The sequence below is a fragment of the Pseudomonas sp. LTGT-11-2Z genome (assembly GCF_003691445.1).
Lineage (GTDB): Bacteria > Pseudomonadota > Gammaproteobacteria > Pseudomonadales > Pseudomonadaceae > Aquipseudomonas > Aquipseudomonas monteilii.
Genome location: NZ_CP033104.1, coordinates 3,424,948 through 3,437,268, shown reverse-complemented (window position 1 = coordinate 3,437,268; position 12,321 = coordinate 3,424,948). Strand labels below are relative to the sequence as shown.

Here is a 12,321-nt window from a genome sequence, read left to right as displayed (position 1 = left end):
CGCTGCAGTCCCATTTTCGAGGCAACCGTAATGACCCAACCCACACGTTGCAACGTGCAAGCGCTAACCGCCTTTGTCGAGCAACTGTTCGTAAAAGCCGGTGCCGATAGCGAAGTCGCCCAAGTGGTCACCCGGGTGCTGCTCGAAGGCGAACTGCTCGGGCACCGTACCCATGGCCTGAACCTGGTCAGCCGTTACATCGATGGCATGCTCAGCGGGCAGGTCAAGGCCCGCGCACAGGCGCTGGAGCACGTGTCGGACAGTGGTATTTCCAGCGTGTTCGATGGCCACTATGTACTTGGGCCATACTGCGTCAGCCGTGCACTGGACTGCGCAGCCAAAGGTGCGACCGCGCAGGGCATCGGTATCGCCGTGGTGCGCCGGGCTTCGCACATAGGTTGCCTGGCCGCCTACCTGAAGCCCTATACCGACCAAGGCCTGGTGGCCATGGTCTACTCGTCTGACCCGTCTGTGGCGCTGGTCTGCGCCCATGGCGGCATCGACCCCGTGTACACCCCCAACCCGATTGCTGCCGGTATACCGACCCAGGGCGAGCCGATACTGCTGGACGTCAGCATGTCCACGGTCACCCTTGGGTTGGTGGGCCAATGCCGCGATGCCGGCAGCCGCCTGCCGCACCCGGTGCTGGTGAGCAACGACGGGCAACTGAGTGACGACCCGCGCGATTTTTTCACTACCCCGCCAGGCAGCATCCTGCCTTTGGGGGGGCAGGCCTTTGGTCACAAAGGCTTCGCCTTGGCGCTGCTGGTCGAAGCCCTGACCTCGGGCCTGGCCGGTCATGGACGCAAGGACGAACCCACCCAGTGGGGCGCCTCGGCCACTGCCGTGGTCATTGACCCGCGCTTCTTCGGTGGCCTGGAGGCGTTCACCCACGAAACCAGCTTCCTTGGCCGCCTGATTCTGGCAAGCCGCCCGCTCGATCCCGAACGCCCGGTACGCCTGCCCGGGCAAGCCGGCCTTGCCCTGCGTCGCCAAGCACTGGCGCAGGGCGTAAGCCTGTCGCCGCAGTTGATGGCCGACCTCGACCGCCTGGCCGGGCTGATGGAACTGCCGACATTTTCCCAATGATGCACAGTAAGGGTACACAGATGACTGATGATCGATCGAACACCCATCAACCGCTACCGCTAAGTTTTGATGCCAGCGTGTTCGACAGTGGCAGTTGGGTAGGGCGCGTCTGGTTGCCGGAACAGGGGCCGGCGGTGGTGCGGGTGAAGGCTGGCGCCGTCTACGATATCAGCACCCATGTGGCGACGGTCTCGGCGCTGCTTGAAGTGGATGACCCGGCCGCATACCTGCGTGCCTTGCCGTTGGCCGAGCCGCTCATTGCGCTACCGGCGTTGCTGGCCAACAGCGACCCCGCTCGGCGCGACCCGCGCCAGCCATGGCTGTTGGCACCCATCGACCTTCAGGCGGTGAAGGCCGCGGGTGTGACCTTCGCCACCAGCCTGCTGGAGCGTGTGGTGGAAGAGCAGGCCAAGGGTGACCCGGCCAAGGCCGATGCGATCCGTGACACCTTGGCCAGCCGCATTGGCGCCGACCTTTCGCAGATCGTGCCGGGTTCGGCTCAAGCCGAAGCGCTGCGCAAGGTGCTGGTGGAGCAGGGCCTGTGGTCGCAATACCTGGAAGTGGGCATTGGCCCGGATGCCGAAGTGTTCACCAAGGCCCAGCCGCTGTCGGCGGTTGGCCATGGCGCGGACATCGGCATCCACCCCAAGTCCAGCTGGAACAACCCGGAGCCGGAAGTGGTGCTGGCGGTGTCGAGCGATGGCAGTATCAAGGGCGCCATGCTCGGCAACGACGTCAACCTGCGCGACTTCGAAGGGCGCAGTGCCTTGCTGCTGTCCAAAGCCAAGGACAACAACGCCTCCACTGCATTGGGGCCGCTGCTGCGGCTGTTTGACGAAAGCTTCGGGCTGGACGACGTTCGCACTGCCGAGGTGGACCTGCGGGTGGAGGGTGAAGACGGTTTCGTTCTGTCGGGTCGCAGCTCCATGCGCCAGATTAGCCGCGACCCCCAAGACCTGGTGCAGCAGACGCTTAACGAAAACCATCAATACCCCGACGGCCTGGTGCTGTTCCTTGGCACCCTGTTCGCGCCCAAGCAGGACCGCGACCAGCCGGGCAACGGCTTTACCCACAAGCCGGGCGATGTGGTGAGCATCAGCAACCCGCAACTGGGTACCTTGTGCAACCGCGTGACCACCAGCGACCTGGCACCGCAATGGGCGTTCGGCCTGCGCGCGCTGATCGACAACCTCGGCCGGCGTGGCTTGCTGGAGGTTGCAGCCACTGCACGCAGGCCCTGATCGACACGCTGCGCCAGGGAGGGGCGCAGCATCAACGAGGGATCGCCAAGGCGCTGACAGCGCGGCAACAATAATAATAAAGGTCGACACATGAACCCTATGAAGAAGTACCAGCGCATCACCGTCGTGTTCCTGCTGCTGATCGGCATCGTCAACTACCTGGACCGCAGTGCGCTGTCGATCGCCAACACCTCCATCCAGAAAGACATGATGATCAGCCCTTCGCAGATGGGCATTCTGTTGTCGGCGTTTTCCATCGCCTATGCCTTTGCCCAACTGCCGATGGGCATGATCATCGACCGCCTGGGCAGCAAGATCGCCCTCGGTGCCTCGTTGCTGGGCTGGTCGGTTGCCCAGGCTGCGTTCGGCATGGTCAGCAGTTTTGCCGGTTTCATGGGCCTGCGGGTATTGCTGGGGATTGGCGAGGCGCCGATGTTCCCGTCGGCCGCCAAGGCTTTGTCGGAGTGGTTCGATGCCAACGAACGCGGCACGCCAACCGGCGTGGTGTGGTCGTCGACCTGCCTTGGTCCCTGTCTGGCACCGCCGTTGCTGACGCTGTTCATGGTCAACTTCGGCTGGCGCGGCATGTTCATCATTACAGGCGTGATCGGCGTGGTACTGGCGGTGTGCTGGCTGAGCTTCTACAAAAGCAAGGCGCGATACCTGGCCGAGCTGGCAGCCGAAGGCAAGCCGCTGCCGGGTGAGCACCAGGCGCCCGCGTCCTCGGTGCACGCGCCGAAGCCTTCTTACTTTGCCGGCTGGCTCGACCTGTTCAAGCACCGCAGCACCTGGGGGGCGGTACTGGGCTTCATGGGTGTGATCTACATGCTGTGGCTGCACTTGACCTGGTTGCCGGGTTACTTCGAGCGTGAGCACGGCCTGGACCTGTACAAGACCGCCTGGGTCGTGTCGCTGGCCTACGGTTTTGGCGCGGCAGGTACTATCGTTGCCGGCCGCTTCTGCGACTGGCTGGTAAAACGTGGCATGAGTGTGCTGGGCAGCCGCAAGTTCAGTGTCATCACCGGCCTGGTGCTGGCAGCACTGTTCACCTTGCCGCTGTCGTTCGTCACCGGCCTGACCGGCTGCATCATCCTGCTGTGCCTGGCGCTTTTCAGCATCAACATGGCCAGCGCAACCGCCTGGATGATCGTCAACACCATCGTCGACAGCCAGCGCGTGGCCTCGTTTGGTTCGATCCAGAACTTCGGCGGCTACATCGCCGGCTCTGTCGCGCCGATCGTGACCGGCTTCAGCATCCAGTATTCGGGCTCGTTCACCACGGCGTTCATGATCAGTGCGGTGGTGGCGCTGTGCTCGGCGGTGGCTTACTTCCTGCTGCTGCAGACGCCGCTTGGCAGCGTGAAGGCCGAGGCGGGGGACATGGTCACCGCGACGGAGTGACCCACGGTACTTGCCAGGCGTGCTGGTCTGTATGTATAACCAGTAGTTGTTCCAGCCGCCTGACTCTGTACTTGTGATTGCTCATTCCGTCGACGACCCGTTCTACTACCTGCACAATTTCCGCCAGGTGCTGCTGTGGGTAGAACAGCGCTACCAGGACCTGCTCGATGACCAGGAGCTGGCGTTCATCCAGGCCTTCAACCATCTGGAGGCGCCCGCTCAGGCCTTGATGGTGCGCATGGTCATGCGCAAGGGCGAGTTGTTTCGCAGCGACCGGCTGGACTACGTCGAAATCGGCGATACCGCGCTGGCGCTGCAGCCGTTGCAGGCGCTCGGCTGGGTACGGGAGCCCGAGCAACTGGCACTGGAGCAACTGTTCGCCTTGCTGCGCAAAGACGAGCTGGCCCGTTGCTTCGCCCCGCAATTGAGCCGCCCCCGCGCCGCCAAGCAGGATCTGCTGGCACAGCTGCAACCCTTGGAGCTGGCTGCCCGGCCACTGAGCGAATGGTTCCCTGACAGCAAGGTACGCATTGTCCAGTGGTGCCTGCAGCCCCTGTGCGACCGCATGCGTCTGCTGTTCTTCGGCAACCTGTACCAGGACTGGTCTGACTTCGTCCTCGCCGACCTGGGGGTACTGCGTTACGAGCAGGTACCGTTCAGCAACGATTCACGTGCCTTGCAGCAACGTGCCGAAGTCGACCTGGCCATGGCGCTGCACCAGTGCGCCGAGCGCCTGGAGCAGGGCGGCGACCCGCTGCCAATCCTCGCGGCGTTGCAGGGCCTGCACAGCGACAACCCCTGGCTGGCCCGGCGCCATGCGCGGTTGCAATTCGCCCTGGGCCAACACTGCGAGCGCCTGGCTGAATGGGACCTGGCCATGGCCGTGTATGCGCAGTGCAACCATGCCCAGGCACGTATCCGCCAGGTGCGGGTGCTGGAGCGCAGCGAACAGTGGCCCCAGGCCCACGCATTGGCGTTGCAGCTGGCTGCGGCACCTGCTAATGCGCTGGAAGTGCAGGCGCTGGAGCGCATGCTGCCGCGCCTGGCGCGAAAACTCGGCGGCCCGCCACAGCGGCGCCAGCGGGTTGCGCCACTGGAGCTGATCGAACTCGAACTGCCCCGCGAGCACGCAGCACTCGGCGTGGAGGAAGCCGTGCGCCAGCATCTGGCACAAGCGGGAGGCCAGGCACACTACGTGGAGAACACGCTGTTCAACAGCCTGTTTGGCCTGTTGTGCTGGGAGGCCATCTTCGCTCCGGTGCCCGGCGCGTTCTTCAACCCGTTCCAGGCAGGGCCGCAAGACCTGCACGACAGCGACTTCCAGCAACGGCGCAGTGCGCTGTTCGATCACTGCCTCGGTCGGCTCGACGAGGGTAGCCATCGCCAGGCGATTCTCGACTGCTACAAGGCCAAGCAGGGTTTGCAGTCGCCATTCGTGTTCTGGTCCATGCTCAGCGAGGAACTGCTGGAACAGGCCTTGGCTTGCCTGCCGGCGGCCCAGTTGAAGCAGTGCTTCCTGCGCCTGTTGCAGGACATTCGCAGCAACCGTGCCGGCATGCCCGACCTGATCCAGTTCTGGCCCGAGCAGGGCCGTTATCGCATGGTCGAGGTCAAGGGGCCCGGTGACCGCCTGCAGGATAACCAACTGCGCTGGCTGGAATTCTGCCGGCAACACGGACTGCCGGTCGCGGTGTGCCATGTACGCTGGAGCGAAACACCTTGAGCTACAGCGTGGCGGTGCGCGCCTTGTGCGAGTTCAGTGCCAAGGTCGGTGACCTGGACCTGCGCTTCACCCCGTCGCCCACCGCTCAAGAGGGCATTGAAGGGCACCAGCGGGTAGTGGCACGGCGTGCTGCCGGCTACGAGTCGGAGATTACCCTCGAAGGCCAGTTCGAAACCCTCAAGGTGCGCGGCCGTGCCGATGGTTATGACCCGGCCAGCAATCGCCTGGAAGAGATCAAGACACACCGTGGCGACCTGGCGCGCCAGCCGGCCAACCACCGGCAGTTGCACTGGGCGCAGGCCAAGGTTTATGGCTGGCTGATGTGTCAGGCGCGTCAACTGTCGGCCATCGAGGTGGCGTTGGTGTACCTGGACGTCGACAGCGATGGGCAGACGCTGTTCAGTGAGCATTACACGGCTACTGAACTGCGGGCCTTCTTCGAAATCCAGTGTCAGCGCTTTCTGGGCTGGGCTCAATGCCAGCAGCAACGTTTGGTCGAACGCGATCAGGGCCTTCAGGCACTGAGCTTTCCCTACCCACAGTTCCGCCAGGGCCAGCGGCAATTGGCCGAAACCTTGTACAAGGCGGTGAGTACCGGCCGTTGCCTGATGGCCCAGGCCAGCACCGGCATTGGCAAGACCCTCGGGACCTTGTTCCCGCTGCTCAAGGCCATGGTGCCGCAGCAGCTGGACAAACTGTTCTTTCTCACGGCCAAGACGCCGGGCCGGGCGCTGGCGCTGGACGCCATGCGCCAGATTACCGATGCAACGCCCCAGCCCGCGTTGCGCACACTGGAGCTGATCGCCCGCGACAAAGCCTGCGAGCACCCGGACAAGGCCTGTCATGGCGAGTCCTGCCCATTGGCGGCGGGCTTCTACGACCGCTTGCCGGCGGCGCGCGAAGCGGCGGCAGCACTGCCGTTGCTCGACCGCGCCAACCTGCGTGAAGTGGCCTTGGCACATCAGGTATGCCCGTACTACCTGGGCCAGGAGATGGCGCGCTGGGTCGACGTGCTGGTCGCCGACTACAACTACTACTTCGATGCGCATGCGCTGCTGTACAGCCTTGCCCAGCTCAACCAGTGGCGCGTTGCCGTGCTGGTGGACGAAGCGCACAACCTGGTCGAGCGTGGGCGCGGCATGTACAGCGCCAGCCTCGACCAGGGCCAGTTGCTGGCATTGCGCCAGAGCAAACCACCCGGGCTTGGCAGTGCGCTGGACCGGCTGAACCGGCAATGGAACGCGTTGTACAAAGAGCAGCGTGCGCCGTATCAGGCCAGCGAGTCGTTGCCCGAAGGCCTGCTGCGTGCCTTGCAGCAGTGCATTGGGTTGATTCAGGATCAGATGAACCAGGCGCCCGCGTACATGGACCCGCAGGTGTTGCAGTTCTTCTACCACGCCTTGCAATTCACCCGGGTGGCCGAGCTGTTCGACGAGCACTTCCTGTTCGACATCAGCCAGCGCCAGGGCCCACGCAAGCGCCGGCTGGCTACGCTGTGCCTACGCAATGTCACCCCGGCGCGCTTGCTGGCCCCGCGCATGCAGGCGGCGCGTAGCGTGACGCTGTTTTCCGCCACACTGAGCCCGCGGCATTTCTACAGCGACCTGCTGGGCATGCCAGCCGACACCGCCTGGCTGGAAGTGGCCGCGCCGTTTCGCGCAGAGCAACTTGAGGTGCGGATTGCCAGCCAGGTGTCTACCCGTTACCAGCAGCGTCACGCCTCTCTGGCGCCAATCGTCGAGCTGATTGCCCGGCAGTATGAGCGGATGCCGGGCAACTACCTGGCCTTCTTCAGCAGTTTCGAATACCTGCAGCAGGTGGCAGGGCTGTTGGCAGAGCAGCATGCGCAGATTCCGCAATGGGCTCAGGAACCGGGCATGGACGAGGCGGCCCGTCAGGCATTTCTCGATCGTTTTGTCAGCGACGGGCAGGGCATCGGCTTCGCCGTATTGGGCGGTGCTTTTGGTGAGGGGGTGGATTTACCGGGCACGCGCTTGATCGGCGCGTTTGTCGCAACACTCGGGCTGCCGCAGGTCAACCCGGTCAACGAGCAGTTCAAGCAGCGCCTTGGGCGGCAGTTTGGTGCGGGGTTCGATTACGCCTATCTCTACCCGGGGGTGCGCAAGGTGATCCAGGCGGCGGGCCGGGTTATCCGAGGTGACCAGGACCGTGGCGTACTGGTGCTGATTGATGAGCGCTTTGCCGAGCCCCGGGTGCAGCAGATGTTCCCAGGGTGGTGGCCGACGGCCATTTAGTTGGCTGGCAGGCTTGGCGCCGTACGGGCGGCCCTTGACGCTGTAAATGGGTTAAGATCTGGCCCGTGTCAGTTATAAAATCCATGAATATCAAGATGATGGCACTTCTTCGGGTTCGAATGGCGTGCGCTTGAAACGTCATTGGCCCTCGTTCATCAATCGTTTCAACTTGCTTGAGATGCTGGCCGGCTCAATACCGGCCGCCGCTTCGCTACAGGATTCACGTTTTGTCCGATCTCTCCAACAATCCGCTGCTGCAGTACATGGCCCGCCTGGCCCCATCCAGCCAGCAAACCATGCGCTACATCCTTCAGGACGCCGCCGACCGGCTGGGCTTTGTCGACTGCAACATCGTCGATGTGCCTTGGCATCGGCTCGAGCCCGGCCATGTGATCGCGCTGGTGGCTGCCCTGCGTGCCGACGGATACGCCCCCAACAGCTCGTCGTTGTACGTCAACGCGATTCGCGGCGTGATGAACGAGGCCTGGCGCCAGGGCCTGATCGATCATGAGCAACTGTTGCGCATTCGCGAGGTCAAGCCGGCCACTGGCACCCGCCTGCCACCCGGGCGCAACTTGCGGCGCAGCCTGATTCGCGAATTGATGGACGTGTGCGCGGCCGACCCTCGGCCGCAGGGCGTACGCGATGCCGCGATCATTGCCTTGCTGTACGGAACCGGCATGCGCAAGTCGGAGTCGGTCGACATCGACCTGAACCAGGTCGATTTCGAGGCGCGCAGCCTGCAGGTGGTGGGCAAGGGCAACCACCAACTGGTCAAGTACGCCCCACCGTGGGCATTCGAGAAGTTGCAGGCCTGGCTCGACCTGCGCCGCCAGGACCTGCCTGCCGGTGCGGAGGATGACCCGTTCCTGTTCAACCGCATCCGCCGTGGCAGCCACATTACCCGGGCGCGCATTACCAAACATGCCATCTACTACATCGCCCGCCAGCGCGGTGCACAGGTGGGGGTGAAGATCATGCCGCACGACTTCCGCCGGGCATTCATCACCCGGGTGATCGAAGAGCATGACCTGTCGATTGCGCAGAAGTTGGCACACCATGCCAATATCCAGACCACGGCCATCTATGACCGCCGTGATGACAACGAACGCCGCCGTGCGGTGGACCGTTTCGACTACTGAGTCTTGTTGTGTTTGGGGCCGCTTTGCAGCCCCGATTGCACTTCTGTAGGCACCGAAACAGGGCCAGTGCGCGCCCCCGCTTTGTGCGCCATTCCCCCATATGCCCTGTGCCAGAGCGGCTACGAAAAAAGTTTCATCTGCCTTCACCTGCGGAGTTGGCCCGCAAACTGCTATATCCAGCCTGCGAATTTGATCGAGTGGTCAGGCCGTGCGCGCTAGCAGCCGCCCGCGCCGGACCCTCTAAACGGCCAGCAGGCCACGGATTTCAGGGGCCGCAGGATGTCGCTCGCGGAGCAGATCGAACAACAACAAGACGATGCAGGCTGGAGCGCCCACCTGCAGTTGCGCTTTGTCAGGCGCGACGACGTGACCCGCCTTGGTGCGTGGCGCCATTTCGGACCTCTTTTGGTGCAGCGGCCTTTCTATCCTGAAGGTGCGCCGTGCCATGTCTATGTGTTGCACCCGCCGGGTGGCATTGTCGCCGGCGACCGCCTGGAACTGGATATCCACCTGGAACCTGGCAGCCACGCGCTGCTGACTATGCCCGGCGCCAGCAAGTTCTACCGCAGCATCGGCCCCACCGCACGGCTGACCCAGCGTTTTCGGCTGGCGGCTGGCAGCACCCTGGAATGGCTGCCGCAAGACAGCATCTTCTTCTCCGGCGCCCGCGCCAGCCTCGACAGCCGTTTCACCCTGGAACCCGGGGCGCGGCTGCTGGCCTGGGAAACCTTGTGCCTCGGCCGCCCGGTCATGAGCGAGCGTTTCGAGCAGGGCAGGCTGGACAGCCGTTTGCACATTGAACTGCCCGACGAAGTCGGCCTGCACGAACGCCTGCGCATCGAAGGCGGGCGCCTGGACAAGCTCGCCGGCCACCCGCTGCTCGCCACGTTCTGTGCGGCACCGGCCGACCAGGCGGTGCTGGAGCAGGTTCGCCCACTGCTGGATGAACTGGACACCCCGGCCGGCGCGACCCTGCTGGGGTCGTTGCTGGTCATCCGTGTGCTCGACCACGACAACCAACACCTGCAACGCACCCTGCAACGTCTGTGGCATGTGCTGCGCCCGGCCGTCCTCGGCCTGCCAGCTTGCCCACCACGCATCTGGGCCACCTGAGAGAGCGCCATGGAGCTGACCCCAAGAGAGAAAGACAAACTGCTGCTGTTCACCGCTGCCTTGCTGGCGGAACGGCGCCTGGCCCGTGGCCTGAAGCTGAACTACCCGGAAGCGGTGGCGTTGATCAGCGCCGCCGTGCTCGAAGGCGCACGCGATGGCCGCACTGTGGCCGAGTTGATGAGCCTCGGGCGCGAAGTGCTGACCCGCGAGCAGGTGATGCCCGGCATTGCCGAAATGCTCCACGACGTGCAGGTCGAAGCGACCTTCCCGGATGGCACCAAGCTGGTGACCGTGCATGACCCCATCGTCTGAACCTGCCAAGGAGCCCCGCATGATCCCAGGTGAAATCCAGGTCGCTGCTGGCGACATCGAACTGAACAGTGGCCGGGAAACCGTCAGCGTCAGCGTGGCCAACCACGGTGACCGGCCGGTGCAGGTCGGCTCACATTACCACTTCTTCGAAGTCAACGACGCGTTGGTGTTCGACAGAGCGCCCACTCTGGGCTTTCGTCTGGACATTCCGGCCGGCACTGCCGTGCGTTTCGAGCCAGGCCAGGCGCGCACCGTGCAATTGGTGGCCTACGCCGGCAAGCGTGAGGTCTACGGCTTCCAGGGCAAGGTGATGGGTGCGCTGGAGGGCAGGGTATGAGCCGTATTTCCCGCCAGGCCTATGCCGACATGTTTGGCCCCACGGTGGGCGACCGCGTGCGGCTGGCCGACACAGCGCTGTGGGTTGAGGTAGAGAAGGACTTCACGATCTATGGCGAAGAAGTGAAGTTCGGCGGCGGCAAGGTGATCCGCGATGGCATGGGGCAGGGCCAGATGCTGGCCGCCGAAGCCATGGACCTGGTGCTGACCAATGCGCTGATCATCGACCACTGGGGTATCGTCAAGGCCGACATTGGCATCAAGCACGGGCGTATCGCAGTGATCGGCAAGGCCGGCAACCCCGATGTGCAGCCGGGCGTGAACGTACCGGTCGGGCCAGGAACCGAAGTGATCGCGGCCGAAGGCAAGATCGTCACCGCCGGCGGGGTGGACTCGCATATCCATTTCATCTGCCCGCAGCAGGTGGACGAGGCGCTTAACAGTGGCGTCACCACCTTCATTGGCGGCGGCACCGGGCCGGCCACCGGCACCAATGCCACCACCTGCACGCCCGGCCCCTGGTACCTGGCGCGCATGCTGCAGGCCGCCGACAGCCTGCCGATCAACATCGGTTTGCTGGGCAAGGGCAATGCCTCGCGGCCTGAAGCGCTGCGTGAGCAGATCGCTGCGGGCGCTGTCGGCCTGAAACTGCATGAAGACTGGGGCTCTACGCCTGCAGCCATCGACTGTTGCCTGGGCGTGGCCGAGGAAATGGACATCCAGGTGGCGATCCACACCGACACACTCAACGAATCCGGCTGCATCGAAGACACCTTGGCGGCCATCGGCGACCGCACCATCCATACCTTCCACACCGAAGGTGCCGGCGGTGGCCATGCGCCGGACATCATCCGCGCGGCGGGGCAGGCCAACGTGTTGCCTTCCTCGACCAACCCGACCTTGCCGTACACGGTCAACACCGTTGACGAGCACCTGGACATGCTGATGGTCTGCCACCACCTGGACCCAAGCATTGCCGAGGACGTGGCCTTTGCCGAATCACGCATTCGCCGCGAAACCATTGCGGCCGAGGACATTCTCCATGACATGGGTGCCTTTGCCATGACGTCGTCCGACTCCCAGGCCATGGGCCGGGTCGGGGAAGTGGTACTGCGTACCTGGCAGGTCGCGCACCAGATGAAGCTGCGCCGCGGGCCTCTGGCACCTGACACTGCCTACAGCGACAACTTCCGGGTCAAACGCTACATCGCCAAGTACACCATCAACCCGGCACTCACCCATGGCATCGGCCACGAAGTGGGGTCGGTGGAGGCGGGCAAGCTGGCCGACCTGGTGCTGTGGTCGCCGGCGTTCTTCGCGGTCAAGCCGGCGCTGGTGATCAAGGGCGGAATGATCGTCACCGCACCCATGGGCGATATCAACGGCTCTATCCCCACGCCGCAGCCGGTGCACTACCGGCCCATGTTCGGCGCCCTGGGCGCTGCGCGGCATGCCACACGCATGACCTTCCTGCCCCAGGCGGCCATGGACCGCGGCCTGGCAGAAGAGCTGAACCTGCGCAGCCTGATAGGCGTGGTCAACGGCTGCCGCCGGGTGCGCAAGCCGGATATGGTCCACAACACTTTGCAGCCGCTGATCGAGGTCGATGCGCAAACCTACCAGGTGCGTGCCGATGGTGAGCTGCTGGTCTGCGAGCCGGCCTGCGAGTTGCCGCTGGCTCAGCGTTATTTCCTGTTTTGAAGGAGCAC

10 protein-coding genes are annotated in these 12,321 nt (G+C 64.1%); all 10 read left to right on the top strand.

Features of this window, described 5'->3' with window-relative positions:
• The first annotated feature begins 30 nt into the window (after positions 1–30).
• Positions 31–1,089, top strand: a complete 1,059-nt coding sequence (locus D8767_RS16005; protein ID WP_016714162.1) for an Ldh family oxidoreductase — start codon at positions 31–33, stop codon at positions 1,087–1,089.
• Positions 1,086–2,330: a fumarylacetoacetate hydrolase family protein gene (locus tag D8767_RS16000; protein ID WP_016714161.1), complete on the top strand. Its 1,245-nt coding sequence runs from the start codon at positions 1,086–1,088 to the stop codon at positions 2,328–2,330. Before D8767_RS16005 ends, D8767_RS16000 begins: the two co-directional genes overlap by 4 nt.
• 99 nt (positions 2,331–2,429) lie before the next feature.
• Positions 2,430–3,731: an MFS transporter gene (locus D8767_RS15995; RefSeq protein WP_016714160.1), complete on the top strand. Its 1,302-nt coding sequence runs from the start codon at positions 2,430–2,432 to the stop codon at positions 3,729–3,731.
• A 73-nt stretch (positions 3,732–3,804) separates the two neighbouring features.
• Positions 3,805–5,454, top strand: a complete 1,650-nt coding sequence (locus tag D8767_RS15990) for a VRR-NUC domain-containing protein (protein ID WP_029380298.1) — start codon at positions 3,805–3,807, stop codon at positions 5,452–5,454.
• Complete coding sequence (locus D8767_RS15985) at positions 5,451–7,709, top strand: ATP-dependent DNA helicase (RefSeq protein WP_016714158.1); 2,259 nt, start codon at positions 5,451–5,453, stop codon at positions 7,707–7,709. The genes D8767_RS15990 and D8767_RS15985 overlap by 4 nt, the downstream gene beginning before the upstream one ends.
• Before the next feature lie 227 nt (positions 7,710–7,936).
• Entirely contained in the window at positions 7,937–8,851 is a 915-nt protein-coding gene (xerC, locus tag D8767_RS15980) for a tyrosine recombinase XerC (RefSeq protein WP_016714157.1), read from the top strand.
• 279 nt (positions 8,852–9,130) lie between these two features.
• Entirely contained in the window at positions 9,131–9,964 is an 834-nt protein-coding gene (locus tag D8767_RS15975) for an urease accessory protein UreD (protein WP_016714156.1), read from the top strand.
• Between the two features lie 9 nt (positions 9,965–9,973).
• A complete protein-coding gene (locus D8767_RS15970; RefSeq protein ID WP_003253929.1) occupies positions 9,974–10,276 on the top strand; it encodes an urease subunit gamma in 303 nt (100 codons plus the stop codon).
• Positions 10,277–10,295: 19 nt separating this feature from the next.
• Complete coding sequence (locus D8767_RS15965) at positions 10,296–10,613, top strand: urease subunit beta (protein WP_016714155.1); 318 nt, start codon at positions 10,296–10,298, stop codon at positions 10,611–10,613.
• Entirely contained in the window at positions 10,610–12,313 is a 1,704-nt protein-coding gene (ureC, locus tag D8767_RS15960) for an urease subunit alpha (RefSeq protein ID WP_016714154.1), read from the top strand. Before D8767_RS15965 ends, ureC begins: the two co-directional genes overlap by 4 nt.
• The last annotated feature ends 8 nt before the right edge of the window (positions 12,314–12,321 follow it).

Excerpts from the sequence above, each read along its gene's own strand:
- D8767_RS16005 (WP_016714162.1), top strand. The coding sequence starts at position 31 with ATGACCCAACCCACACGTTGCAACGTGCAAGCGCTAACCGCCTTTGTC.
- D8767_RS16000 (WP_016714161.1), top strand. The coding sequence starts at position 1,086 with ATGATGCACAGTAAGGGTACACAGATGACTGATGATCGATCGAACACC.
- D8767_RS15995 (WP_016714160.1), top strand. The coding sequence starts at position 2,430 with ATGAAGAAGTACCAGCGCATCACCGTCGTGTTCCTGCTGCTGATCGGC.
- D8767_RS15975 (WP_016714156.1), top strand. The coding sequence starts at position 9,131 with ATGTCGCTCGCGGAGCAGATCGAACAACAACAAGACGATGCAGGCTGG.
- D8767_RS15970 (WP_003253929.1), top strand. The coding sequence starts at position 9,974 with ATGGAGCTGACCCCAAGAGAGAAAGACAAACTGCTGCTGTTCACCGCT.
- D8767_RS15965 (WP_016714155.1), top strand. The coding sequence starts at position 10,296 with ATGATCCCAGGTGAAATCCAGGTCGCTGCTGGCGACATCGAACTGAAC.
- ureC (WP_016714154.1), top strand. The coding sequence starts at position 10,610 with ATGAGCCGTATTTCCCGCCAGGCCTATGCCGACATGTTTGGCCCCACG.